The following is a 25,117-nucleotide window of genomic DNA, read 5'->3' on the forward strand; positions in this document are numbered from 1 at the left end:
CGCGGGCGACGTGGCCGATGCTTAGGCCACCAGGCCCGCGTAGGTCACGAGCCGCAGGTGATCGCGCTCGTAGACGAAGTCGTGGGTGGCGCCGTTGGCCAGGCGCTCGCCCTCCAGCGGCAGCTCGCCGGCCGTCGCGTGGCGCATCACCTCGCGGATGAGCGCGCCGTGGCTCACGACGATGAGCGAGGCCGCGGCGGGGGCGGTCGCGCGGCGGTGTTCCCGCACGACGGCGCCCAGGGCGGCGATCGCTCGGGTGCGCAGATCGGCCCACGGCTCGGCACCAGGCACCTCCGCCGTGTACCAGTCGCCCCAGCGGCCGCGGAACTCCTCGATGCCGACACCCTCGGCCTCGCCGTATGCGCGTTCGCGGAGCCCCGCACAGGTGCGGGGAGCGGCGAGGCCGAGCTCGGCGGCGATGATCTCCGCCGTCTCGCGAGCCCGGGCGAGGTCGCTCGACACGATCGTCATCGGCATGACGCCGTCGAGGCGCTCGCGCAGCACCTGCGCGGTCGCGCGCGCCTGCGCCCGCCCGGCCTCGTTGAGAGGGATGTCGGCCCTGCCCTGGATGCGCCGGTCGCGGTTCCAATCGGTCTCGCCGTGGCGGATCAGGGTGAGCGCGGTCATGCTCTCGACCCTACCCGCGCCGCCCGGGCGTCAGCCGCTCAGACGAGAGCGGGCAACCCGTCGGCGAGTGCGCGCAGCACCTCGCTCGTGCCCGCGTCGATCTTGACCGTCGCCCGGGTGTCGGCGCGCGTCGCGCCTCGGTTCACGATGACGACGGGCAGGCGGCGTCGGCGTGCTCGCTCGAGCAGGCGGATGCCGGAGTTCACCACCAGCGACGACCCCGCCACGATGAGCGCCTCGCTGGCGTGGACGAGCTGCTCGGCCTCGCGGAACTTCTCGGCGGGGATGAACTCGCCGAAGAAGACGACATCGGGCTTCAGCATCCCCCCGCACACGCTGCAGTCGGGGATGCGGAAGCCCTCGGTGCTCTCGGGGAGGACATCGCCGTCGGGGCCGAGTGCGACGTTCTCGGGCACGCGGATCCACGGGTTGTCGTCCTCGACGCGACGCGCGAGGTCGCGCCGGTCGAACACCTGGCCGCAGTGGGTGCAGAAGATGCGGCGCATCGTGCCGTGGAGTTCCACGACGCGGCGGCTGCCGGCGCGCACGTGGAGCCCGTCGACGTTCTGGGTGACGATCCCGGTCGTGAGCCCGCGGGCCTCGAGGTCGGCGAGGGCGCGGTGCCCCGGGTTCGGCTCGGCCGACGCGAACGCCTGCCAGCCGAGGTGGCTCCCCACCCAGTAGCGGCGGCGCGACGCGTCGCTCGAGAGGAACTGCTCGACGGTCATCGGGGTTCGCACGGGTGACCCCGCACCTCGGTAGTCGGGGATGCCCGAGTCGGTCGAGATTCCCGCGCCCGTCAGCACGGCGATGCGCCGGCCTGAGAGCGTGGCGACGGCCTGGGCCACGGCATCCGTCGTCCGGGCGTCCATTCCGGTCGCGATCGTCGTCACGGCGCACCCCCTTCGCGTCGAGTGTAGGCCCCGCGGTTTTCCGGGATGTTACGGAGCGGCGCGGCGTGCCAGGATGAGCGCGTGGGCAGCTTCGGGGGCGTCAGCGCCGAGCAGTACGCGCGATTCATGGGCCGGTTCTCGACCCCCCTCGCGGTCGGGTTCGCGAACGTGGGGCTCGACGGCGTCGGCGCGGACGCCCGCGTGCTGGACGTCGGCTGCGGACCGGGGATGCTCACCCTCGAGCTCGTGAAGCGCCGCGGGCCCGCGGCGGTCAGCGCCGCGGATCCGGAACCGGCGTTCGTCGACGCGACCGGGCAGCTGTGCCCGGGCGTCGACGTGCGTCTCGCCGAAGCGGAGCATCTGCCGTTCGCCGACGGGGAGTTCGGAGCGGCGCTCGCCCAGCTCGTCGTCCACTTCATGTCGGACCCGGTGCGCGGGGTGACGCAGATGGGCCGCGTGACGGCGCTGGGTGGCCGAGTCTCGGCCTGTGTGTGGGACCACGCCGGCGACGGGGGCCCGCTCTCGACGTTCTGGCGCGTCGCCCGCCGACTCGACGACGACGTGCGCGGAGAGGCCGGTCTGAGCGGCGCCGCACCGGGGCAGCTCGTAGACATCTTCCGCCGCGCGGGTCTCGCCGATGTCGCGCAGACGGTGGTCGAGTGCACGGTGTCATTCCGCGACTTCGCCGACTGGTGGGACCCGTTCCTCCTCGGCGTCGGGCCGGCCGGCCGGTACATCGCCACGCTCGATGGGAAGGAGATCTCGCGACTGGAGGCGGCGTTGCGCGAGGAGCTCGGCGAGGAGGCGTTCACGTCGACGGCGCGGGCCTGGACCGCGGTCGGCACTCGGGCCTGAGCGCCGTGCGACGATGGGACGCGATGCACGCGATCCCGATCACCGACGCCTCCGACGAGCGGCTCACGGACTACCGCGACCTCACCGATGTCGCGCTGCGGCGCGTGATCGAGCCGGAGGGCGGCTTGTACATCGCCGAGTCGGCGAAGGTCATCGGGCGCGCGATCGCCGCCGGCCATCGCCCGAGGTCGGTGCTGGTGCAGGAGAAGTGGCTCCCCGACATCGAGGAGCTGGTGACGGATGCTGCGGTGCCGACGTACGTCGTGACGCCCGCGATCGCCGAGTCCCTCACCGGCTACTCCGTGCACCGGGGCGCGCTGGCATCGATGCATCGGCCCGATCTTCCACCCGTGGTGGACGTCGTCCGAGGCGCGCGGCTCGTCGTCGTGCTGGAGGACATCGTCGATCACACCAACGTGGGGGCGATCTTCCGCGCGGCGGCCGGGCTCGGCGCCGACGCGGTTCTCGTGAGCCCGAGGTGCGCCGACCCGCTGTACCGGCGCAGCGTGCGGGTGAGCATGGGCACCGTGTTCCAGGTGCCGTGGGCGCGGCTGCCGGAGTGGGGCGAGGCGCGCGGAGTGCTGCACGACGCGGGCTTCGAGCTCGCGGCGCTCGCGCTCTCGGACGACGCCGTGTCGCTCGACGCGTTCAGCGAGCGCCGCCCTGAGCGGGTCGCCCTGATGCTCGGCGCCGAGGGCGACGGCCTGTCGCGCCGCGCGCTCGAGGCCGCCGACACCGTCGTCACGATCCCCATGGCGGGTGGCGTCGACTCGCTCAACGTGGCCGCGGCGAGTGCGGTCGCGCTGTGGGAGCTGCGGGCGCGCTGACCCGATCCCGCGACGCCGCGGCTCAGGCGCCGGGACGGACGGTCAGCTCGGTGAGGTCCGCGTCGCGGGGCAGGTCGAGGGCTGCCAGGATCGCCGACGCGACGGATGCCGGGTCGATCCACTGCGACGCGTCGTAGTCGGCGCCCTCCTGCCGGTGCACCTTCTCCTGCATCGGCGTCGCCGCGCGGCCCGGGTACACCGTCGTCACGCGCACGCCGTTCGCCCGCTCCTCCTCGCGGAGGGCGTCGGCGACCGCACGCACCGCGAACTTGCTCGCACCGTACGAACCCCACTCGGGGCTCACGCGCAGGCCGGCCCCGGAATTGACGAACACGACGCGTCCGCGGGCGGTGCGCAGGGCGGGGAGCATCAGGCGTGTGAGCTCCGCCGGCGCGACGGCGTTGACGTTGAGCTGGTGCTGCCACGTCGCGACGGGCGTCTCGCCGACCGCGCCGAGCTCCACGACGCCGGCCACGTGGATGAGCGAATCGAGCCGAGGCGGCACGCTCTGATGGCTGAACGCCCACGACAGGCGCGCCGGGTCGGCGAGGTCGCCGACGAGCGTCTGTGCGCCGGGGAAGCGCTCGCGCAGCTGCGCCGCCCGGCCGGCATCCCGCACGAGCAGCCAGAGTGCGTCGCCGCGCGCGGCGAGCACCTCGGCCAGGGCCGCGCCGATGCCCGAGCCCGCGCCGGTGACGAGGTGGGTCGCCACGTCAGGCCTCCTCGCCGCGCGGGGCCGCGGCATCCTGCCCGGGCGCCAGCGTGATCACCGGCAGCGGGTCGGGACGCTTCGCGGTGACGTGGTCGCCGGACGACTGGTGACGCAGGCGCCGGAGCACCCACGGCACGAAGTACTCCCGTGCCCAGACGAGGTCGACCGCCCGGGCCTCCCGCCACGTGCGGATCGGGAGCGGGTCGGGCTGCATGGGCTGCAGGTCGTTCGGCACGTTCAGCGCGCGCAGCACCATGCGCGCGATCTCGTGGTGGCCGAGGGAGTTGTAGTGCAGCCGGTCGTCGTCGAAGAAGCGCATGTCCTGCACCTCTTTGAGCGCCCACTGATCGGCGACGATGCAGTCGTACCTGTCGGCGATCGCGCGGATGTTCTCGTTGTAGATGGCGACCTTGCCGCGGATGCCGCGGAACACCGGAGTGAACGCCGTGTCGATGCCCGTGAAGACCACGACGGTTGCGCCATCGCGGGAGAGGCGCACCACGGCGTCCTCGAACAGCTGCGCGACGTGGTCGGGGTCGCCGTTCGGTCGGATGACGTCGTTGCCGCCCGCCGAGAACGTCACGAGGTCGGGCTTGAGCGCGATCGCGGGTTCCACCTGCTCGTGCACGATCTGACCGATGAGGCGGCCGCGGATCGCCAGGTTCGCGTACGCGAAGTCGTCGACCTGCTCCGACAGCACCTCGGCCACGCGGTCCGCCCAGCCCCGGAGCCCGTGAGGAGACGCCGGCTCGGGGTCGCCCACGCCTTCGGTGAACGAATCGCCGAGCGCAACGTAGCGTCGCCACGGATGCGGCTGGGAGTTCCCGACGTAGGGGCTGCGGGGATCTTCTCTCGTGGACATCCGTCTTCCGTCTCTCGGCTCGTGACCGACAGTCAGGCTATCGCGGCAGGGGACATCCGCGGATGCTGCGGACCCACGACTCGTCGACCCTCGATGTCGTCCAGGTCGTCTATCGTGGTGACTCGTTGTCTACGGGGGAGGTGTGATCGGTGACAGACGAAACGACGATCGAATCGCCGCCCTCCCTCCCCGAGAACCTCGTCGCCGCGCCGCTCGCCGACGGCCGCCTCAGCACCGGCCCCCACGGCGCCGAGCCGCATATCGGCAGCTTCGCCGCCGAGCACCTGTCGCCCACCTACCCGCAGCGCGCGCCGTGGGGGACCGCGCAGCGTCTGCGTGCGTGGCAGGCCGAGGCGCTCGACCTCTACTTCGGGCTGGACGGCCCGGACGGCCCCGGCGGCGGACCCCGCGACTTCCTCGCCGCGGCGACGCCGGGCGCCGGCAAGACGACGTTCGCCCTCCGACTCGCGAGTGAGCTGCTGCGGCGCCGCGTCGTCAACCGCATCGTCGTCGTCGCGCCGACGGAGCACCTGAAGACGCAGTGGGCCGACGCCGCGGCCCGCGTGGGCATCCGTCTCGACCCGGCGTTCAGCAACAGGCACTTCGCGCCTGCACGGCAGTACCACGGCGTCGCCGTGACGTACGCGCAGGTCGCGGTCAAGGCATCCGTCCATCAGCGGCTGACGATGGATGCGCGCACGCTCGTGATCCTCGACGAGGTGCACCACGGCGGCGACGCACTCAGCTGGGGCGACGCGCTGCGCGAGGCGTACGCGCGGGCGACCCGCCGGCTGCTCCTGAGCGGAACGCCGTTCCGCAGTGACACGGCTCCCATCCCGTTCGTCGAGTACCACCCCGACGCGAAGGGTATCCGCGTCTCGCGCACCGACTACGCCTACGGGTACCGCCGCGCACTCGAGGACGGCGTCGTGCGTCCGGTGCTCTTCATGGTCTACGCGGGCCAGATGCGGTGGCGCACGAAGACCGGCGAAGAGATGGAGGCGCAGCTCGGCCAGGACAACACGAAGGACATCACGTCGCAGGCGTGGCGCACCGCGCTCGATCCCGAAGGCGACTGGATCCCCGCCGTGCTGCGGTCGGCCGATCGCCGGCTCACCGAGGTGCGAGAGCACGTTCCGGATGCGGGCGGCCTGGTGATCGCGACGGATCAGACCGCCGCGCGCGCCTACGCCGCGATCCTGCAGAACATCAGCGGCGAGGCCCCGACCGTCGTCCTGTCGGACGAGGCCGAGGCGTCGGGCCGCATCGAGGAGTTCTCGAAGTCGACCTCCCGGTGGATGGTCGCGGTCCGCATGGTGTCGGAGGGCGTCGATGTGCCGCGGCTCGCCGTCGGCGTGTACGCGACGAGCGCGTCGACCCCGCTGTTCTTCGCGCAGGCCATCGGACGCTTCGTGCGCGCCCGGCGTCGCGGCGAGACCGCGAGCGTGTTCCTTCCGAATGTGCCTCAGCTGCTCGCGCTCGCGAACGAGATGGAGCGCCAGCGCGACCACGCTCTGGACCGCGACTCCGACGGCGAGGACGAGTGGAACGCCGAAGAAGACCTCATGGACGCGGCGGAGCGCGAGGACAAGGCGTCCGACGCGCTCGAGGAGGAGTTCACGTACCAGGCGCTGGGCTCGCTCGCGCACTTCGACCGCGTCCTCTTCGACGGCAAGGAGTTCGGCCAGCTCGCGGTGCCCGGCACCCCCGAGGAGGAGGAGTTCCTGGGCATCCCGGGTCTGCTCGAGCCCGACCAGGTGCACGATGTGCTCATGTCGCGGGTGTCGCGGCAGTCGCGTCACCGGAGCGCGCGCGAGGCGCAGGAGTCCACGGCGCCCGAGGAGGAGCCTGCGCTGCCGCAGGCGCTGCACCGGACGCTCAAGGAGCAGCGCCAGCTGCTCAACAGCCTCGTCGGCCTCTACGCCCGTCAAACGGGCGAGGCCCACGGCCTCGTGCACGCCGAGCTGCGCCGCATCTGCGGCGGCCCGGCGGTGTCGCACGCCACCGTGACCCAGCTGCAGTCGCGCATCGACGTGCTTCGCAAGCGCGTCCGCTCCTGACGGGACCGGGGACGTTCGGATCCCCGAAATGCTGGCAATCCCCGATTGCGCCGCAGCAGTGCCCGCAGCGATGGCTAGCGTTGACGGGTCCCGCACCCCGACTGGAGGCCCGAGTGAGCACGCCCGCCGCACCGACCGACCGCGATCGACGCCGCTGGGCGCAGTACCTCGTGAATGAGCGCGCGGAGGCGCACGTCTACCGCGAGCTCGCCGGACGACGCTCGGGGGAGGAGCGCGAGATCCTCCTGGCCCTCGCCGAGGCCGAGGGGCGTCACGAGGCTCACTGGCTGCTGCTGCTCGGCAGCGAACCGGCGCGACTGCCCCCAGCCGATGTGCGCACGCGCATGCTCGGCTGGATGGCCAGGCGTTTCGGGTCGATCTTCGTGCTCGCCCTCGCCCAGAACGCCGAGGCTCGCTCGCCCTATGACGACGAGCCGTTCGCGACGCCGACGATGGCAGCCGACGAGCGGATCCACCACGAGGTCGTGCGCGGGCTCGCCGCCCGAGGCCGCCGTCGCCTGTCGGGCACGTTCCGCGCCGCCGTCTTCGGGGCCAACGACGGGCTCGTCTCGAACCTCGCGCTCGTCATGGGCATCGGCGCCACCGGCGTCTCGAGCCAGTTCGTGCTCTTCAGCGGCATCGCCGGTCTGCTCGCGGGCGCGCTGTCGATGGGCGCGGGGGAGTACGTGTCGGTCCGTTCGCAGCGGGAGCTCCTCGCGGCCACGGAGCCGAGCGACTACGCCGACGGCGCCATCCCGCACCTCGACATCGACGCGAACGAGCTGGCGCTCGTGTACCGCACCCGCGGGATGCCGGAGGCCGAGGCATCCGCGCGCGCCCGCCGCGTCGTCGAAGCCGCGCACGCTCTCGGCCAGGGACGCACCGACACCGGACCGATCTCCGTCGCCGATCACGAGGAGGTGGTGGGAAGCGCCTGGTCCGCCGCGCTGTCGAGCTTCCTGTTCTTCGCGTCCGGCGCGATCATCCCGGTCCTGCCGTGGATCTTCGGCCTGTCGGGCCTCACCGCGGTCGTGGTGGCCCTCGTGCTGGTCGGGATCGCGCTGATGGCGACAGGTGCCGCTGTGGGCCTGCTGTCGGGCGCCCCGCCGCTGCGCCGCGCCCTGCGCCAGCTCGGCATCGGCTTCGGCGCGGCCGCCGTCACCTACGTCCTGGGCCTGCTGTTCGGCGTCTCGATGGGATGACGCGCCCGGGCGCCGTGCGATTCGTTGAACCTCCGGTGACGTGGTAATGTCATTCCTCGGTTGCGAAACTGAAAACCACCTGCGCGGGTGGCGGAATAGGTAGACGCGCTAGCTTGAGGTGCTAGTGCCCGTATAGGGCGTGGGGGTTCAAGTCCCCCCTCGCGCACAGTACGACGAAGGCCCCCGAAAGGGGGCCTTCGTCGTTGCGAGTCCTCGCGGGTCGACCACGGCATTCGGAAACGGACGGGAAACCAGTGACGGCTAGGTTGGAACGCGTGCCCTCATCCGATGCCGAACTCCCCGAAGTCGCCGCGCTCGCGCGGGATCTCATCCGCTTCGACACGACGAACCACGGCGGCGGCCGGGCCGCCGGAGAGCGGGAGGCCGCGGAGTACGTCGGCGCCTTCCTCGAGACGCTCGGCCTGAAGCCCGAGTACTTCGAGCCCATCCCGCGTCGCACCAACGTCATGGCGAGGGTTCCCGGCCGCGACAGCGACAAGCCCGCACTCGTGCTGCACGGCCACCTCGACGTGGTTCCGGCGATGGCCGAGGACTGGAGCGTCGACCCGTTCGCGGGTGTCGTGAAGGACGGGATGCTGTGGGGCCGCGGCGCGGTCGACATGAAGGACATGGACGCCATGATCCTCACCTCGGTCGCCGATGTCCTGCGATCGGGCCAGCAGCCCGAGCGCGACCTCGTGCTGGCGTTCTTCGCCGACGAGGAGAACGGCGGTGTCGAGGGCTCGGCGCTGGTGGTCCGCGACCGCCCCGAGTGGTTCACCGGCGCCACCGAGGCGATCAGCGAGGTCGGCGGCTACTCCATTCCCCTCGGCGACCGCCATGCGTATCTCCTGCAGGTGGGGGAGAAGGCGCTCATCTGGATCCGCCTCGTCGCACGCGGTCGCGCCGCGCACGGATCCAAGCTGCACGACGACAACGCCGTGACGCGTCTCGCCGAGGCCGTCGCGGCGCTCGGTCGCACCGCGTGGCCCGTGACCCTCACCGACACGTCGCGCGAGATGAGCGAGCGGCTCGCCGAGCTCACCGGCCGGGACGCGGACGACCCCGACGCCGTCGCGGCAGCCACGGGCGCAGCATCCGGATTCCTCCGCTCGACGCTGCGCACCACCACCAACCCGACGGGTCTCATGGCCGGCTACAAGCACAACGTCATCCCTGACCGTGCCGAGGCTCTCATCGACGTGCGGGCCCTCCCCGGCACCGAGGAGGCGGCCCTCGCCGCCATCCGCCGCATCGTCGGCGACGGCGTCGAGGTCGAGGTCGTCCATCAGGACATCGGTCTGGAGGTCCCGTTCTCGGGCGACCTCGTCGACGCGATGGTGGCCGCCCTCGGCCGCCACGACCCGGGCGCGCCCGTCGTGCCGTACCTCATGGGCGGCGGCACCGACAACAAGGCGCTGGCCTCCCTCGGCATCGCCGGGTACGGCTTCGCGCCGCTGCGCCTGCCGTCCGACCTCGACTTCACCGGCATGTTCCATGGCGTCGACGAGCGCGTCCCGATCGACGCCCTCGTGTTCGGCCAGGCCGTCCTCACAGATCTGCTCCGCACCTACTGAGAACCGAACGGATGCCGCGACCCGCTGCATCCGTCATGGCACGGCTGAAAGGCGCCCATGCTTCTCGAAGCGATCATCCTCGGCTTCGTCCAGGGACTGACCGAATTCCTCCCCATCTCCTCGAGTGCGCACCTGCGTATCCTCGGCGAGTTCCTGCCCTCCGCCGAGGACCCGGGCGCGGCCTTCACCGCGATCACCCAGATCGGCACGGAGGCGGCCGTCGTGGTGTTCTTCTGGCGTGACATCGTGCGCATCATCGGGCACTGGTTCCGGGCGCTGTTCGGCCGCATCCCGCGCAACGACCCCGACGCGAAGCTCGGCTGGCTGATCATCGTCGGCTCGATCCCCATCGTGGTGCTCGGCCTGCTGTTCCAGGACCAGATCGAGACGGTGCTGCGGTCGCTCTGGATCACCGCGGGCATGCTGATCTTCTTCGGCGTGCTGCTCGGCATCGCCGACCACGTCGGCGCGAAGAAGCGCAAGCTGCAGGACATCACCATCGGCCACGGCGTGATCTACGGCTTCGCGCAGTCGCTCGCGTTGATCCCGGGCGTGTCGCGCTCGGGCGGGACGATCACCGCCGGCCTCTTCATGGGCTATGAGCGGGCCGCCGCGGCGCGCTACGCCTTCCTGCTCGCGATCCCCGCCGTTTTCGGAAGCGGCTTCTTCCAGCTGTTCAAGAGCCTCGACGAGCCCGGCGTGTTCACGCTCGGCGAGACGGCGGTGGCCACCGCCGTCGCGTTCATCGTCGCGCTCGGGGTGATCGCGTTCTTCATGAACTGGATCTCCAAGCACAGCTTCCTGCCGTTCGTGGTCTACCGCGTGGCGGTCGGCTCACTGCTGCTGGTGCTGCTGAGCATGGGCGTCATCAACCCCTGACGCGGGGACGGAGGCCGCTCAGCGGCGCGGATCGTCGCGGCCGGGCTTGCTCGGCCCGTCGCCCGGCTTGCCATCGGTGCGGCGCAGGTACCGCTCGAACTCCTGGGCGATCGCGTCGCCCGAAGCCTCGGGGGAGTCCCACGTGTCGCGGGTGCGCTCGAGCTGGTGGATGTACTCGGTCATCTCCTCGTCGTCGGCGGCCGCCGCGTCGATGGACGCCTCCCACGCCGCAGCCTCCGTGGCGAGGTCGCCGCGGGGGACGGGGGCGCCCGTGAGGTCTTCGAGTCTGTCGAGGAGCGCCAGCGTCGCCTTGGGCGAGGGCGTGTGGCCGGCGACGTAGTGCGGCACGCTCGCCCACAAGCTCGCCGTCGGGATGCCCGCGCGCTCCGCGGCGTCGCCGAGGACGCTGAGGATGCCGACCGGGCCCTCGTAGGTGCTGCGCTCGAGCTCGAGCGCCGTGCGCAGGTTCTCGTTGTCGCTGCCGGAGAAGACCGAGATCGGCCGCGTGTGCGGCACGTCCGACATCATCGAGCCGATGGCGACGAACCCGGTGATGTCCTCGCGCAGGGCCACGTCGATGAACTCCGACGAGAACGCCTGCCACGCGCGCGCCGGCTCGACGCCGGTGAGCAGCCACAGCTGCGTCCCGCGCGTCGCCTGCGCGGGGCGCAGGAGCGTCGCCTCGGGCCAGCGGAGGGTGCGGCGTCCGTCGCCGTCGGCGGCGATGTGCGGACGCGTGTACTGGTAGTCGAAGTACAGCTCGGGATCGACCGAGAACACCGTCTCGTACGAGCCGCCGTCGCGCAGCTGGGTGATGGCGGACGACGCGGCTTCGCCCGCATCGTTCCAACCGTCGAACGCTGCGACGAGAACACGACGACCCAATCCGTCCACGAGACCCCTTTCGCCCGCATCTGCTGCGGGTTCCTTCCAGGATAGGCCCCCGCCCCCGGGGAGGGCCGGAGACCGCTCGGTAGGATTGCACGGTGAATGCGCCCCGACTCGCCGCCGTCCTGTGGGACATGGACGGCACCCTCGTCGACACCGAGCCGTACTGGATGGCGGCGGAGACGCCTCTCATCGAGAGCTTCGGGGGCACGTGGTCGCACGAGCAGGCGCTCGGATTGGTCGGCCTCGGGCTCGAGGACTCCGCCCGCATCCTGCAGGGCACGGGCGTGCGCATGAGCGCCGACGCGATCATCGACCACCTCACCGAGGACGTCATGCGCCAGCTGTCCGCCACGGGCGTGCCGTTCCGCCCGGGCGCCCGTGAGCTGCTGGCGAGCCTGCGTGAGGCCGGTGTCAAGACGGGACTCGTGACGATGTCGATGCGTCGTATGGCGCAGACCGTCGTGGACCTCATCGACTTCGACGCGTTCGACGTCGTCATCGCCGGCGACGACGCCACGCGCCCGAAGCCCTTCCCCGACCCGTACCTCCAGGCGTGCGAGGCGCTCGGAGTCACGCCCGACGAGACGGTCGCCATCGAGGACTCGCCCAATGGATTGCGCTCAGCCGTCGCGTCGGGCGCGTCGGTCATCGGCGTGCCGCTCATGGTGTCGCTCACCGGCGCCGGCGCCCACACGCTGTGGCAGAGCCTCGAAGGGCGCACGGCCGCAGATGTCGCCGAGTTCCACGCGGCGCACCGCGCCCGCGCCCACGCCCCGCACCCCGCCGAGGAGACCGCCCGATGACCGACGACAACCTGGAGACCGCGGGCTCCCGTCCGAGCGGTCCGTTCCGCCTCGGCGACCGCGTGCAGCTCACCGGACCCAAGGGCCGCCTCCACACGATCACGCTCCGCGAGGGCGGTGAGCTGCACACCCACCACGGTGTCCTGCGCCACTCGCAGCTCGTCGGCCAGCCCGACGGGTCCGTCGTGGCCAACAGCGGCGGGCACGAGTACCTGGCGCTGCGGCCGCTGCTGCGCGACTTCGTGATGTCGATGCCGCGTGGTGCGGCGATCGTGTATCCGAAGGACGCGGCGCAGATCCTCGCCGAAGCCGACATCTTCCCCGGCGCCACGGTCGTCGAGGCCGGCGTGGGCTCGGGGGCGCTGTCGCTGTGGCTCCTGCGTGCGATCGGGAGCGAAGGGCGGCTCGTCTCCTTCGAGCGCCGCGACGACTTCGCCGCAGTCGCGCGGGCGAACGTGGAGACGTTCACCGGTCACGTTCCGGCGAACTGGGACGTGGTGGTGGGCGACCTCGCCGAGGAGCTGAACGACACGGTTGCCGAGGCATCCGTCGATCGGGTCGTGCTCGACATGCTCGCCCCCTGGGAGTGCATCGACGCCGTGGCCGAGGCGCTCACCCCCGGTGGTGTGGTGGTCTGCTACGTCGCGACGGCGACCCAGCTCAGCCGCGTCGCGGAGTACATCCGCGGGACAGGGCTGTTCACCGACCCCGACGCGAACGAGACCATGGTGCGCGGCTGGCACGTCGAGGGCCTGGCCGTACGCCCGGATCACCGCATGATCGCGCACACCGGGTTTCTCGTGTGGGCGCGGCGGCTGGCGCCCGGAGCCATCCCGCCCGAGGTGAAGCGCCGTGCGTCGAAGTCGAGCTACGGCGACGAGGACGTGGAGCTGTGGACGCCCGGCGCCGTCGGCGACCGGCAGATCACCGACAAGAACCTGCGCAAGCGGGTGCGCGAGGCCGAGCGCGCCGCCGAGGGCGCGCGCCAGGCGGCGGGACGGTCCGACGCGTCCGACGAGTCCGCCTAAACTAGCCCGGTGCGCAAGATCCCCGCTGCCCTGGTTGTCCTGGGACTGGTGACCGTCGGCCTGGCCGGATGCTCGCTGCCCGGCTCGTCCGCTTCCGACTGCTCGCGTCCCGAGGTATCGAACCCCGACGTGATGGACCTCATCACCGTCACCGGTGACACCGAGGACGAGCCCGAGGTCGACCTGTACACGCCGGTGAAGGCACCGGAGCTCGCGTACGAGGACGTCGTGACGGGTGACGGCACCGCGATCACGTCCGCGGCCCAGCCTCTCGTGCTCGACGTCGCACTGTTCAGCGGCACGACCGGCGAACTGCTCGCCGCGACGCCGTACGACGGCGACCTGTCACGCGTGGGCTCGGTCGCGCAGTTCGCCAACTTCCCCGGCTTCGAGGAGGCGCTGCACTGCGCCACCGAGGGATCCCGCGTCGCCGTCGCGCTGTCACCCGACGACCTCGGCGATGGCGTCGCCGAGCAGGCCGGTCTCGATGACGGAGACGCGCTCGTCGCCGTCATCGACCTGCGGAAGGTGTACCTCGCGGCCGCCGACGGCCAGAATCAGTTCAACAGCGGCTTCGGGCTGCCGTCCGTCGTGCGCGCGCCCGACGGACGCCCCGGCCTCATCATCCCCGACGGTGCGGCGCCGGGCGATCTGACGATCCAGACGCTCAAGAAGGGCGACGGCGACGAGGTCAGCGGCGAGCGGCCGGTGCGTGTCCACTACACCGGCGTGGTGTGGGGTGAAGACGAGCCGTTCGACTCGACGTGGGACGGCGAGCCCGCATCCCTCACGCTCGACGCCGTGGTCCCCGGCTTCGCGAAGGCGCTCGAAGGACAGACCGTCGGCTCGCAGGTGCTCGTCGTCGTGCCGCCCGCCGAGGGCTACGGTGACCAGGCGCAGGCCGGCATCCCGGCCGGCTCGACGTTGGTCTTCGTCATCGACATCCTCGGCCTCGACGCGGTGCCGGCCGAGTAGCGCCGGGGTTCGACGACCTCGACACGGGCGGTCATAGGATAGGCGGGTGCCTGCCACTGCCGCCGCGAAGATCCCGCCCGAGGAGCGCCTGGTGAACCTCGTGGTGGCGCTCATCGCGACCGATCAGGGCCTCACGAAGGACACCATCCTGACCTCGGTCGCGGGCTACCGCGAGCAAAGCGAGGCGGGGGCGTCGAAGGACGCGCTCGAGAAGATGTTCGAGCGGGACAAGGAGTCGCTGCGCGGGCTGGGCGTTCCCATCGAGACGATCGGCGACTGGGCCGACCCCGACGACCTGCGCGAGGCGCGGTACCGCGTGCCGAGCGCCGAGTACGAACTCCCGGAGGACATCGAGTTCACCCCCGCCGAGCTGGCGCTGCTCACCCTCGCCGGTGGTGTCTGGAGCGAAAGCTCCATGTCGGACGACGCCCGGAGCGGCCTGCGCAAGATCCGCGCCCTGGGGGATCTCGTCGACGAGCCCATCATCGGCTTCTCGCCGCGCCTCAGCCTGCGCGATCCCGCGTTCCCGGCGCTGCAGCAGGCCATCGAGTCGAGCCGCGTCGTCACCTTCCCGTACCTCAAGCCAGGGGAGGCGGCACCTCGCACGCGGCGCGTGCAGCCGCTCGCCCTCGTCGAGTACGAGGGCCGGTGGCACGTGTTCGGCATCGACCTCGACGTCCGTGCCGACCGCACGTTCCTTCTCGCGCGCATCGTCGGTCCGGTCTCCATCACCCGCGCGTCCTTCGACGCGGCGCTGCGCGAGGGTGCAGGCGACCGCGCACTCGCGGGTCTCGACGACGTCGCTGCGCGCAATTCGGCGCTGCTGGAGGTGAACCCCGGCACCGAGGCGGCTCTGCGTCTCGCGCGTCGCGCGCAGCCCGCCGAGCAGGGGATCCGGGTGCCGTACGTCGACGCGCACATCTTCGCCGACGAGCTCGCCTCCTACGGTCCCGAGGTGCGGGTCGTCGAGCCCGCGGACCTGCGCGACCGCGTCATCGACCGGCTCGCGGCGACACGCGATCTCCACGGAGGGACCTCATGAGCGTCCGGCGCCAGCTCGTGGCGACCGACCGCGCCGCGCTCATGCTGCAGCTCGTCCCGTACCTGATCGGCAAGGGCGAGGTGTCGCTGGCCGAGGCCGCCGACGAGTTCGATGTGTCACCTGAGCAGATGCGGTCGATGGTCGAGAGGCTCACCGTGATCGGCCTGCCGGGCGACCGCGGCTATTGGCAGATGGCGAACGACCTGTTCGACATCGACTGGGACCTCCTCGACGAGCGCGATCTCATCCTCATCACGAACTCCGTCGGTCTGGAGCGCGCGCCCAAGCTCACGGCGCGCGAGGCGGCGGCGCTTCTGGCGGGCCTGCAGCTGGCGCGATCGATCCCGGGCGTGGGCGACACCGCGCTGTACGCCGGGCTGCTCGCCAAGCTCGCGCGGGGTGCGTCGGGGATTCCCGCCGAGGTGATCCTCGCCACGGAGCCCGTCGACGCCGTGCGCGACCTCGTGTCCGACGCGCTGCGGCGAGGCGTCGCCGTGTCGTTCACGTACAAGGCGCCGGACGCCGCGCCCACGACGCGCACGGTCGACCCGGTGAAGGTGCACATCGCGAGCGGGCAGTGGTACCTGCAGGGCTGGTGCCATCTGCGCGAGGCGATGCGCACCTTCCACCTCGACCGCGTCAGCGACCTCGAGCTCACCGGCATCCCGAGCACGCACGCGGGCGACCAGGCACCGGACTGGTTCGACACCGACGCGGGCGAGGTGGTCGCGCGCATCCGCTTCGCGGAGGATGTCGCGCCGCTGCTGGGGGACTACCTCGATCGCGCCACGCTCGAGACCGCCGATGGCGTCACTGTCGCGACCATGCGGGTCGCCGATGAGCTGAGCCTCCGCCGCCTCGCGGCGCGCCGCGGCGGACTCGTCGAGGTGGTCGAGCCTGCGGCCGCACGCCGCGCCGTCGCGGACTGGGCCGAAGCGGGCTTGGCGCAATACCGGTGAGGGCAGTTCTGGCCGCTCGCCGTCGGGTTACACTGGACGCACATCCGCACCGACAAGGAGACTCCGCATGGGCGCATTCGGATGGCCGCACCTTTTGATCATCCTCGCGGTGATCCTGCTTCTGTTCGGGGCGGCGAAACTGCCGGCTCTGGCCAAGAGCCTCGGTCAGTCCGCCCGGGTCTTCAAGGGCGAGATGAAGGCGATGAAGGAAGACGACTCCACGGCGAAGCCGAAGGCAGAGAACGTGGCGTCCGAGACTCCCAAGGCCGACACCCCCGCGAGCTCGAGCAGCACCGCAGACCCTTCATCCTGACCTACCGTGGTCACCACGGATCCACCGCGCATCGAGGAGCCTGACCAGCCTCGGCGCGACAAGCGCATGTCCCTGGGCGGGCATCTGCGCGAGCTCCGGAGGCGCTTCTTCATCGCCGCGGCCGGCCTCGTCGTCGGAATGATCGTCGCGTTCGTCATCAGCGGCTGGGTCATCGACCTGCTGTCGCAGCCGATCGTGCAGATCGCGAGCGAGCGCGGCGACCAGTACATCGCGCTCAACTTCACGACGGTGTCGAGCGGTTTCGATCTGCATATGCGGATCGCGTTCGCGATCGGACTGCTGATCTCGGCGCCCATCTGGCTCTGGCAGATCTGGGCGTTCATCATGCCCGGGCTCACGCGCAAAGAGGTCAGTTACACGGTCGGCTTCCTCGCGGCCGCGATCCCGCTGTTCGTCGCCGGGCTGTACGTGGGCTGGCTGATCATGCCGCACATGGTCGTGCTCATGGCCAACTTCGTGCCGAACGACCAGGGCATCGCGCAGTTCTACGACTACGCCACGTACTACGACTTCGTCTTCAAGCTGCTGCTGGTCATCGGGGTCTCGTTCGTGACGCCGGTCTTCCTGGTGGCGCTCAATCTGGCGGGCGTCGTGTCGGGTCGCGGCATCCTCAAGGGGTGGCGCGTCGCCATCATCGTTATCACCGTGTTCGCGGCCGCCGCGACCCCCGCCGCGGACGTCACCTCGATGCTGCTGCTCGCGGGCATCCTCTGTGTGCTGTACTTCGCCGCAGTCGGCCTCTCGATGCTGTTCGACCGCCGCAAGGCCAAGCGGGACCGCGCGGCCGGCCTCCTGCCGCCCGAGGTCTCGTGAGCGAGCCCGCTCCCGCCGACCGCTATGCGCGCGCGAGCGCCTCCGCGCGTCTCGATCGGACGCACCCGATCACGGCCGCCTTCGCCGACTCCCAGCGGTTCACCCTCGATCCGTTCCAGATCGAGGGATGCCGCTCCCTCGAGGAGGGCCGGAGCGTCCTGGTGGCCGCACCCACCGGGGCGGGGAAGACGATCGTCGGCGAGTTCGCGGTGCACCTCGCGATGCGCGAACCTGGCGACAAGGCGTTCTACACGACGCCGATGAAGGCGCTCTCGAACCAGAAGTTCCGCGAGCTCCAGGACGTCTACGGCGAGGGCGAGGTCGGTCTCCTCACCGGCGACACCAACATCAACGGCAATGCGCGCATCGTCGTCATGACGACCGAGGTGCTGCGGAACATGCTGTACGCCGATTCTCCGGCGTTGCGGGGCCTCCGCTACGTGGTCATGGATGAGGTGCACTACCTCGCCGACCGCTTCCGCGGCGCGGTGTGGGAGGAGGTCATCATCCACCTCGCTCCGAGCGTGCGGCTGATCTCACTGTCGGCGACCGTCTCGAACGCCGAGGAGTTCGGCGACTGGCTCGACACGGTGCGCGGCGACACCGAGGTCATCGTCTCCGAGACCCGCCCGGTGCCGCTCGAGCAGCACGTGCTCGTGCGCGGCGATCTGCTCCCGCTCTTCGACGACCGCGCCGGCATCGCGACGGCGCAGGTCAACCAGGAGCTCATGCGCATCCGCTCCTTCAAAGGCCAGAACTTCGAGCGCAATCATCGGGTGCAGGCGTCCAACAGTGCGCGGCAGGCCGGATACGAGGCAACCCGTCGTCGCCCGAACCGCGGCGGCAAGCGGCCGGTGCGGTCCGCGAACGTACAGCGGATCGAGCGTCTCGACCGCCCCGACGTCGTCGAGCTGCTGTCGCGCGCCAACCTGCTCCCCGCGATCTTCTTCATCTTCAGCCGAGCGGGCTGCGACGCGGCCGTGCAGCAGGTGCGCCGTGCCGGCGTGCGGCTGACCTCGCAGGAGGAGCGGCGCGAGATCCGTGCTGTGATCGAAGAGCGCACGCGTACCCTCCTCGAGGAAGACCTCGCCGTGCTGGGGTTCTGGGAGTGGCGCGAGAATCTGGAACGCGGCGTCGCCTCGCACCACGCGGGGCTGCTGCCGGCGTTCAAGGAGGTCGTCGAGGAGCTCTTCCAGCGCAAGCTGGTGAAGGTGGTGTTCGCCACCGAGACCCTCGCCCTCGGCATCAACATGCCCGCGCGCACCGTTGTGCTCGAGAAGCTCGAGAAGTTCAACGGCGAAGCCCGCGTCGCCATCACGTCGGGGGAGTACACGCAGCTCACCGGTCGTGCAGGCCGCCGTGGCATCGACGTCGAAGGACACGCGGTCATCCAGTGGACAGAGGGTCTCGACCCGCAGGCCGTGGCCGCCCTCGCCTCCCGGCGCACGTACCCGCTCAACTCGAGTTTCCGGCCGACCTACAACATGGCGGTCAACCTCATCGATCAGTTCGGCCGCGCCAAGGCGCGCGAGATCCTCGAGTCCTCGTTCGCCCAGTTCCAGGCGGACCGCGCCGTCGTCGGGCTCGCCCGGCAGGTGAAGGAACATGAGGACTCGCTCGCGGGCTATGCGAAGGCGATGGCGTGCGACCGCGGGGACTTCGCCGAGTACTCGCGCATCCGCCGCGAGCTGAGCGACGTCGAGAAGCTCAACCGCAAGGACGTGAGCGCGTCCCGCCGGACCCGCGACGAGCGGCAGCGGCACATCGCGGGCCTGCGCAAGCAGATGCAGCGGCATCCGTGCCATCAATGCCCCGACCGCGAGCACCACGCGCGGTGGGCCGAGCGGTACTGGAAGCTCAAGCGCGACGTCGACAAGCTGCGGCGGCAGATCGAGACCCGCACCGGCACGGTCGCGCGCATCTTCGACCGCGTCGTCGACGTGCTGGGCGCGCTCGAGTACGTGTCGATCCAGGACGACGGGACGACGACGCTGACCCCCGCGGGTCGAACGATGCGCCGCATCTACGGCGAGCGGGACCTCCTCGTCGCCGAGTCGCTGCGGCGCGGCATCTGGAAGGACCTGGATGCCCCCTCCCTCGCCGCACTCGCCTGCTCGCTCGTGTACGAGCCGCGGCGGGACGACGGTGGCCCGGGGGAGCGGGGGCTGCCGCGCGGCGCGTTCCGCCCGGCGTTCGAGGCGACGCTGTCGCTGTGGCAGGAGCTCGACGACCTCGAGCAGGAGCACCGGCTGCCGGGCACCGAGCCGGTCTCGGCCGGCCTGGCGCAGGCGATGCACACGTGGGCACGCGGGGGCATGCTCGATCGCGTGCTGATCGAGGCCGACATGGCAGCCGGCGACTTCGTGCGCTGGTCGAAGCAGACGATCGATCTGCTCGACCAGCTGTCGATCGTCGCCGATCCGCCGATCGCGGGCACGGCACGCAAGGCGCTGGATGCCGTGCGCCGTGGCATCGTCGCGTACTCCGGCGTCTAGGGCCGCCGACGCGGCGAAGGAACGCCGCTCGGCTCGCTTAGGCTGAACCCGTGCCACCTCGCCCGATCCTCCCGTTGTGGGCGGCGGTTCCGCTCTCGGTTCTGGCCGGGGTGCTGTTCGACCTGGCTTTTCCGTCGGTCGCGTGGTGGCCGATGGCCTTCATGTCGGTCGCGCTCGCGCTCGTGACCCTCATCGGGCGCCGCGTCGGCGGCGCATTCGTGACGGGACTCGCCTTCGGCCTCGCGTTCTACTTGCTCAACGTCGACTTCACCGCCGAATGGGTCGGACCGCTTCCGTGGCTCGCGCTCTCCCTGCTCGAGGCGCTGTTCGTCGCGGGCGGCGCGGTGCTCATCTCGCTCGCCTACCGGTGGGTTCCCGTAGTGGTACCGCGCCGCGGCCGCCTCCTGGTCACCTCGGTGCTCATCGCGGGACTGTGGACCGCGAAAGAGGCGGTGATCGGCGGTTTCCCGTACGGCGGTTTCCCGTGGGGGCGCGTCGGCACGTCGCAGGTGAACGGGCCGTTCGCCGAGGTGGTCTCGTGGACGGGGACTGCCGGACTCACGTTCCTGATCGTTGCGCTCGTCGCTGCCGCAGTAGAATTCGCCCGGTCCCCGCGACGCACGCGGGCAGGCGGCATCCGCCCCCTCCTCCCGGTCGCGGTGCTGGCGCTCGTCGCCACCGCGCTCCTCCTCGTCCCCGCGTGGGCGACGACGCCGGCGGGCACGATGCGCGTCGCGAGCGTGCAGGGCAACGGCCCGGCGGGCTACTTCGACCATCGGGAGGCGGGAGACATCCTCGAGTCCCAGTACGAGGCCACGAAGCCGCTGTTCGGGGCAGAGGGCGTCGATGTGGTGCTGTGGCCGGAGGGGAGCGTGGATGTCGACCCCGACGGATCGCCGGTCGTCGCGGCCGCCCTCGACCGCGTCGCGGGGCAGGTGGGCGCGCCGCTGGTCGCCAACCGCATCGACAAGCGCGGCGACGAGTACTTCAACATGTCGTTCCTCTGGCGCGAGGGCGCCGGTATCGAGCAGACCTACGACAAGCGCAACCCGGTGCCGTTCGGCGAGTACGTGCCCGACCGGGAGTTCTACGCGTCGATCGCGCCCGACCTCATCGGCATGATCGGCCGCGACTACACGCCCGGCACCACCGTGCCGGTGTTCGACATCGACGGCACCATCGCGGGGCTCGCGATCTGCTTCGACGTCATCTATGACGCCCTGATCTGGGAAGGCGCGCGCGAGGGGGCGCAGATCTACCTCTTCCAGACGAACAACGCGGACTTCCGTGGCACCGATGAGAACCTGCAGCAGCTGGCCGTGGCGAGACTGCGCGCGATCGAGACCGGGCGCTCGGTCGTGAACCTCTCGACAGTCGGCACGAGCCAGGTGATCGCTCCCGACGGGTCCACCATCGACGGGCTCCCCGCGGACGAGCCCGGACACATGCTCACCGACGTCCCGCTGCGGACCGGCCTCACACCGGCCGTCATCATCGGGCCGTGGCTGAACGCCCTCGCGGCGTGGGGCAGCGTCGTCGCGCTCGCGGGGGTCGGCATCGCCGTGCGCCGGCGCATGCGCGGACACGCGAAGACGCCGGCCCCATAGGGCCGGCGTCGCACGGAGCGCGGGTCAGGCGCTGAGCTTGTCCACCGTCACGGCCTCGCCGGCTCCACGACGGGCGCGAACGTACGCGAGGCGCTCCTCGAGCAGCTCTTCCAGCTCGGGGATGGTGCGGCGCTCCAGGAGCATGTCCCAGTGGCTGCGAGGCGTCTTGTCACCGGAGTGATCGACGGTCGCGGTGCCGTCGCCCACTCGCAGCAGCGCCTCGGCACCGCACGTGCGGCACTCCCAGGCGGGCGGGATCTCGGCGTCGGCCGCGAAAGTCAAAGTCGTGTCACGTCCGCACGACGTGCACGAGTAGATGTGCTGTGCGCGCTCATGGAACACGACGCCCTCTTCGCTCTGTAGGCTCTGGGCGCCGAGTCGGATGCCGCGCAGGCTGCGGTCTGCCATTTTGTGGTCCTCTCGTCGCTGTACAGGTATAACGAAGTGACCTGTGCGGATCATCCGAAGGGACCCTGTTCATCGACCTTTCACAGTGGATGCACAGCGGAAGCCTCGCCCCGTCACCGTCGGGTGTTAGCGGAGGGCGGCGATCGCGACGTCGGCCCTGTCCGTGACGATGCCGTCGACTCCCATCTCGACGAGTCGCGCCATATCGCTGGGGGAATTGACGGTCCACACGTGGACCTCGACGCCGTGCCGGTGCGCGGCCGCGATGAGCCGGGATGTCACGATGCGCACGCGGCCCTGCCGCTCGGGAACCTGAAGGGCATCGACACCTGCCAGGGCACGTGCGACCAGCCGGTCCGACCGCGCCGACACGGCCGCAATCGCGCGTGCGATGGTGCCGCGACCCCCTGATGTGGCGGGCCGGATGCTCTGGCCCGACGCCTCGCTCACGGCCCGCGCCGCGGTGAGTGCGGCGCGACGCCGTTCGTCGGAGAAGCTGGTCACCAGCACCCGGTCGGCGAACGGCGCGATCGTGGTGCCGACCGCGGACGCGGCATCCGTCGCCTTCACATCGAGGTTGAACCTCACGGTCGGGAACGCGGTCAGAGCCTGCGCGAGCGTGATGAGTCCGCCCCGGCCGGCCATGAGGTGCTCGAGCTCGCGAACCGTGACGTCGGCGATCTTGCGCGGGTCGCCGGTCACGCGCGACAGGTCGTCGTCGTGGAACAGCACGACCACCCCGTCGGCCGTGCGGTGACAGTCCGACTCGACGTAGTGTGCCCCGGCCGAGTGCGCGGCGGCGACGGCGGCGAAGGAGTTCTCGACGATGCCGCTGTGCGCGGCGTCGGGCGTGACGAGACCCCGGTGCGCGAGAACACGGGGCGTTGAGACGCCCTCGAACCAGGGGTGGGTCACGGGGTGGGTGGAGTGACCGCGGGTGGCGGACCGCCGATCGCGGGGCCGCCGGAGGACGCGCCGCCCGACGCGCTGCCGGCCGAGGAGGCGCCGCCAGTGGCAATGCCACCCGCCGCGGACGTGCGGCCCCTGGCCGCAGCATCCGCCATCACACCTGCGAAGGAGCCCGAGAGGCCCTTGAGCGCCTCGGTGAACTCGCTCGGGATGATCCAGAGCTTGCTCGACGCGCTGTCGGCGATCTTCGGCAGTGTCTGCAGGTACTGGTAGGCCAGCAGCTTGTCGTCGGGGTTGCCGGTGTGGATCGCGTCGAAGACGGTCTGGATGGCTTCGGCCTCGCCCTGCGCGCGCAGCACCGCAGCCTGCTTGTCGCCCTCGGCTTTGAGGATCTCGGCCTGCCGGCGGCCCTCGGCCTCGAGGATCTGCGACTGCTTCGAGCCTTCGGCGGTGAGGATCGTGGCGCGACGCTCGCGCTCGGCGCGCATCTGCTTCTCCATGGAGTCCTGGATCGAGTGCGGCGGGTCGATGGCCTTGAGCTCGACACGCGACACGCGCAGGCCCCACTTGCCGGTCGCCTCGTCGAGCACGACGCGCAGCTGACCGTTGATCTCGTCGCGGCTCGTGAGCGCCTCCTCGAGGTTGAGGCCGCCGACGACGTTGCGCAGTGTGGTCACCGTCAGCTGCTCGACGGCGCTGAGATAGTTGGCGATCTCGTAGGTCGCGGCCCGGGCGTCGGTCACCTGGAAGTACACGACGGTGTCGATCGAGACGACGAGGTTGTCCTCGGTGATCACCGGCTGCGGCGGGAACGACACGACCTGCTCGCGCATGTCGAGAAGCGGGCGCAGGCGGTCGATGAAGGGCACGAGCAGGTTGAGACCGGGGGCGAGGGTCTTGTGGTATCGGCCGAGGCGCTCGACGACGCCCGCGGTCGCCTGCGGGATGATCCGGATGGACCGGAAGATGACCACCAGCACGAAGATGAAGACGGCGATCGCGAGGATCCACCCGATCGCCGTCGGGATGGCCGAGGTGAAGTCGTTCATGCGAGCGGGTCCTCTGGTGCGGGGGCGAGGGATTCGGGGGAGTCGAAGCGGACGACGGCGGTCGCGCCCTCGATGCGGCTGACGCGCACGGGCGTCCCGGGCTGCAGATCGCCCGAATCGGTGCGCGCGGTCCAGATGTCGCCGTTGGCGAGCTTGACCTGTCCGCCGTGTGCGCCCACCGACGACACGACGGTGCCACCGAGACCGATGAGCGCGTCGACGTTCGACGGCGTCGGGTCTTCGCCGCGGCGCAGGCGTCGCAGGAGCGGAGGGCGCAGGAGGAGGACGAGCGCCGCGGCCACGCCGGCGGCGATGATGACCTGCAGCCAGATCGGTGCTCCGAGAAGGTCGGTGATGAGGCCTGCGAGGCCACCGATGCTCAGCATCAGGAACGTGAAGTCGAGAGTGAGCATCTCGATCACCAGGAACACCAGGATCAGCACCAGCCAGCCGATCCACGCCCACTGTTCGACGACCTCGATGAGCTCCACGGTGCGCCTCCTCAGCTCGAACCTAGCAGGTAGGGTCTACACGTGACTCAGACTCTGAACCCGCTTCCCGAGAGCTCGCTGAGCGGCAGGACCGCACTCGTGACGGGCTCGTCCCGCGGCATCGGCGCCGACACGGCCCGCTACCTCGCACAGGCCGGAGCGGACGTCGTCATCAACTACCGCAACAAGGCTCCGCGCGCCGAGAAGCTCGCGACCGAACTGCGCGAACTCGGCGTGCAGGTGCTCGTCGTCGGCGCGGATCTCACCGACCCGACATCCGTGCAGGCGATGTTCGACGAGGTCGCCAACACGTTCGGCTCGCTCGACATCCTCGTGCTCAACGCGTCGGGCGGCATGGAGTCCGGCATGGCCGAGGACTACGCGCTCCTTCTCAACCGCGATGCGCAGGTGAACGTGCTCGAGACCGCGCTGCCGATCCTCGGCGAGGGCTCGCGCGTCGTCTTCGTCACGAGCCACCAGGCGCACTTCATCCGCACCACCCCGACGATGCCGGAGTACGAGCCGGTGGCGCTGTCCAAGCGCGCCGGCGAGGACGCCCTGCGCGAGCGCATCCCCGCGCTGGCCGAGCGCGGCGTCGAGTTCGTCGTCGTGTCGGGCGACATGATCGAGGGGACGATCACGGCGACGCTGCTCGAGCGGGCCAACCCGGGCGCGATCGCCGCCCGCCGCGAGGACGCGGGCAAGCTCTACAACGTGTCGGAGTTCGCCGCCGAGGTCGCCCAGGCGGCACTCGACCCGGTGCCCGCCGACAACACCCGCCTGGTCGGCGACGTGTCGTCGTTCGGCGCGGAGTGACCC

The 25,117-nt window shown here is 70.9% G+C and carries 25 protein-coding genes and 1 tRNA gene; 17 read left to right on the top strand and 9 right to left on the bottom strand.

All coding sequences use genetic code 11. The features are described 5' to 3' along the window. Positions 1–21 precede the first annotated feature (21 nt). Both MRBLWH3_RS11600 and MRBLWH3_RS11605 read right to left on the bottom strand, forming a co-directional pair. The gene (locus tag MRBLWH3_RS11600) at positions 22–627 is read right to left on the bottom strand and encodes a histidine phosphatase family protein (RefSeq protein ID WP_363431952.1); all 606 of its coding nucleotides are present in this window, start codon (positions 625–627) and stop codon (positions 22–24) included. Positions 628–665: 38 nt separating this feature from the next. After that, positions 666–1,499, bottom strand: coding sequence for a Sir2 family NAD-dependent protein deacetylase (locus MRBLWH3_RS11605; RefSeq protein WP_363435476.1), 834 nt, complete (start codon positions 1,497–1,499; stop codon positions 666–668). A gap of 102 nt (positions 1,500–1,601) precedes the next feature. Here MRBLWH3_RS11605 and MRBLWH3_RS11610 point away from each other — a divergent pair, with 102 nt between their 5' ends. Together MRBLWH3_RS11610 and MRBLWH3_RS11615 are read left to right on the top strand one after the other, a co-directional pair. Further along, positions 1,602–2,375 carry a class I SAM-dependent methyltransferase gene (locus MRBLWH3_RS11610; RefSeq protein ID WP_363431954.1) on the top strand — a complete coding sequence of 258 codons (774 nt, stop codon included), beginning with the start codon at positions 1,602–1,604 and terminating at the stop codon, positions 2,373–2,375. Between the two features lie 23 nt (positions 2,376–2,398). After that, positions 2,399–3,202: a TrmH family RNA methyltransferase gene (locus tag MRBLWH3_RS11615; RefSeq protein WP_363431956.1), complete on the top strand. Its 804-nt coding sequence runs from the start codon at positions 2,399–2,401 to the stop codon at positions 3,200–3,202. Between the two features lie 22 nt (positions 3,203–3,224). Here MRBLWH3_RS11615 and MRBLWH3_RS11620 read toward each other — a convergent pair whose 3' ends face one another. Next, positions 3,225–3,914: an SDR family oxidoreductase gene (locus MRBLWH3_RS11620; RefSeq protein WP_363431958.1), complete on the bottom strand. Its 690-nt coding sequence runs from the start codon at positions 3,912–3,914 to the stop codon at positions 3,225–3,227. A gap of 1 nt (position 3,915) precedes the next feature. After that, the gene (locus MRBLWH3_RS11625) at positions 3,916–4,776 is read right to left on the bottom strand and encodes an SGNH/GDSL hydrolase family protein (protein ID WP_363431961.1); all 861 of its coding nucleotides are present in this window, start codon (positions 4,774–4,776) and stop codon (positions 3,916–3,918) included. A 260-nt stretch (positions 4,777–5,036) separates the two neighbouring features. Here MRBLWH3_RS11625 and MRBLWH3_RS11630 point away from each other — a divergent pair, with 260 nt between their 5' ends. From MRBLWH3_RS11630 to MRBLWH3_RS11650, 5 genes are all read left to right on the top strand, one after another. Continuing rightward, the gene (locus MRBLWH3_RS11630; RefSeq protein ID WP_363435478.1) at positions 5,037–6,836 is read left to right on the top strand and encodes a DEAD/DEAH box helicase; all 1,800 of its coding nucleotides are present in this window, start codon (positions 5,037–5,039) and stop codon (positions 6,834–6,836) included. Positions 6,837–6,949: 113 nt separating this feature from the next. Beyond that, positions 6,950–8,038, top strand: a complete 1,089-nt coding sequence (locus MRBLWH3_RS11635; RefSeq protein ID WP_363431964.1) for a VIT1/CCC1 transporter family protein — start codon at positions 6,950–6,952, stop codon at positions 8,036–8,038. An 81-nt stretch (positions 8,039–8,119) separates the two neighbouring features. Beyond that, positions 8,120–8,204 (top strand) — tRNA-Leu (locus MRBLWH3_RS11640). Between the two features lie 109 nt (positions 8,205–8,313). Continuing rightward, positions 8,314–9,615, top strand: coding sequence for a M20/M25/M40 family metallo-hydrolase (locus MRBLWH3_RS11645; RefSeq protein ID WP_363431967.1), 1,302 nt, complete (start codon positions 8,314–8,316; stop codon positions 9,613–9,615). 57 nt (positions 9,616–9,672) lie between these two features. Then, positions 9,673–10,494: an undecaprenyl-diphosphate phosphatase gene (locus tag MRBLWH3_RS11650; RefSeq protein WP_159844374.1), complete on the top strand. Its 822-nt coding sequence runs from the start codon at positions 9,673–9,675 to the stop codon at positions 10,492–10,494. A gap of 18 nt (positions 10,495–10,512) precedes the next feature. Here the strand turns inward: MRBLWH3_RS11650 and MRBLWH3_RS11655 are convergent, their stop codons facing one another. Next, positions 10,513–11,388, bottom strand: coding sequence for a PAC2 family protein (locus MRBLWH3_RS11655; RefSeq protein ID WP_363431970.1), 876 nt, complete (start codon positions 11,386–11,388; stop codon positions 10,513–10,515). A 92-nt stretch (positions 11,389–11,480) separates the two neighbouring features. On the opposite strand from MRBLWH3_RS11655, the gene MRBLWH3_RS11660 reads away from it, so the two are divergent. The 9 genes from MRBLWH3_RS11660 (at position 11,481) to lnt (ending at position 21,441) form a co-directional block, all read left to right on the top strand. Next, entirely contained in the window at positions 11,481–12,188 is a 708-nt protein-coding gene (locus MRBLWH3_RS11660; RefSeq protein ID WP_363431973.1) for an HAD family hydrolase, read from the top strand. Continuing rightward, on the top strand, positions 12,185–13,216 hold the full coding sequence (locus tag MRBLWH3_RS11665; RefSeq protein ID WP_363431975.1) for a tRNA (adenine-N1)-methyltransferase: 1,032 nt from the start codon (positions 12,185–12,187) through the stop codon (positions 13,214–13,216). Before MRBLWH3_RS11660 ends, MRBLWH3_RS11665 begins: the two co-directional genes overlap by 4 nt. A gap of 9 nt (positions 13,217–13,225) precedes the next feature. Then, on the top strand, positions 13,226–14,191 hold the full coding sequence (locus tag MRBLWH3_RS11670; RefSeq protein WP_363431977.1) for an FKBP-type peptidyl-prolyl cis-trans isomerase: 966 nt from the start codon (positions 13,226–13,228) through the stop codon (positions 14,189–14,191). Positions 14,192–14,237: 46 nt separating this feature from the next. Then, a complete protein-coding gene (locus MRBLWH3_RS11675; RefSeq protein ID WP_363431979.1) occupies positions 14,238–15,233 on the top strand; it encodes a helix-turn-helix transcriptional regulator in 996 nt (331 codons plus the stop codon). Next, complete coding sequence (locus tag MRBLWH3_RS11680; protein ID WP_363431981.1) at positions 15,230–16,192, top strand: helix-turn-helix transcriptional regulator; 963 nt, start codon at positions 15,230–15,232, stop codon at positions 16,190–16,192. The genes MRBLWH3_RS11675 and MRBLWH3_RS11680 overlap by 4 nt, the downstream gene beginning before the upstream one ends. A gap of 67 nt (positions 16,193–16,259) precedes the next feature. After that, positions 16,260–16,505, top strand: coding sequence for a Sec-independent protein translocase subunit TatA (gene tatA, locus MRBLWH3_RS11685; protein ID WP_116193575.1), 246 nt, complete (start codon positions 16,260–16,262; stop codon positions 16,503–16,505). 66 nt (positions 16,506–16,571) lie between these two features. Continuing rightward, on the top strand, positions 16,572–17,339 hold the full coding sequence (gene tatC, locus MRBLWH3_RS11690; protein ID WP_363435480.1) for a twin-arginine translocase subunit TatC: 768 nt from the start codon (positions 16,572–16,574) through the stop codon (positions 17,337–17,339). Next, positions 17,336–19,834: a DEAD/DEAH box helicase gene (locus MRBLWH3_RS11695; protein ID WP_363431984.1), complete on the top strand. Its 2,499-nt coding sequence runs from the start codon at positions 17,336–17,338 to the stop codon at positions 19,832–19,834. The genes tatC and MRBLWH3_RS11695 overlap by 4 nt, the downstream gene beginning before the upstream one ends. A 50-nt stretch (positions 19,835–19,884) precedes the next feature. Further along, a complete protein-coding gene (gene lnt, locus MRBLWH3_RS11700; RefSeq protein WP_363431986.1) occupies positions 19,885–21,441 on the top strand; it encodes an apolipoprotein N-acyltransferase in 1,557 nt (518 codons plus the stop codon). Between the two features lie 24 nt (positions 21,442–21,465). Here the strand turns inward: lnt and MRBLWH3_RS11705 are convergent, their stop codons facing one another. From MRBLWH3_RS11705 to MRBLWH3_RS11720, 4 genes are all read right to left on the bottom strand, one after another. Then, positions 21,466–21,849, bottom strand: a complete 384-nt coding sequence (locus tag MRBLWH3_RS11705) for an RNA polymerase-binding protein RbpA (RefSeq protein WP_363431989.1) — start codon at positions 21,847–21,849, stop codon at positions 21,466–21,468. Between the two features lie 126 nt (positions 21,850–21,975). Next, complete coding sequence (locus tag MRBLWH3_RS11710; protein WP_363431992.1) at positions 21,976–22,764, bottom strand: glycerophosphodiester phosphodiesterase family protein; 789 nt, start codon at positions 22,762–22,764, stop codon at positions 21,976–21,978. Next, positions 22,761–23,807, bottom strand: a complete 1,047-nt coding sequence (locus MRBLWH3_RS11715) for an SPFH domain-containing protein (protein ID WP_363431994.1) — start codon at positions 23,805–23,807, stop codon at positions 22,761–22,763. The genes MRBLWH3_RS11710 and MRBLWH3_RS11715 overlap by 4 nt, the downstream gene beginning before the upstream one ends. Beyond that, positions 23,804–24,298, bottom strand: coding sequence for an NfeD family protein (locus tag MRBLWH3_RS11720; RefSeq protein ID WP_363431996.1), 495 nt, complete (start codon positions 24,296–24,298; stop codon positions 23,804–23,806). The genes MRBLWH3_RS11715 and MRBLWH3_RS11720 overlap by 4 nt, the downstream gene beginning before the upstream one ends. Positions 24,299–24,340: 42 nt before the next feature. On the opposite strand from MRBLWH3_RS11720, the gene MRBLWH3_RS11725 reads away from it, so the two are divergent. Continuing rightward, complete coding sequence (locus tag MRBLWH3_RS11725; RefSeq protein ID WP_363431999.1) at positions 24,341–25,114, top strand: SDR family oxidoreductase; 774 nt, start codon at positions 24,341–24,343, stop codon at positions 25,112–25,114. The last annotated feature ends 3 nt before the right edge of the window (positions 25,115–25,117 follow it).

It is taken from the genome of Microbacterium sp. LWH3-1.2, from assembly GCF_040675855.1.
Classification (GTDB): Bacteria; Actinomycetota; Actinomycetes; order Actinomycetales; family Microbacteriaceae; genus Microbacterium.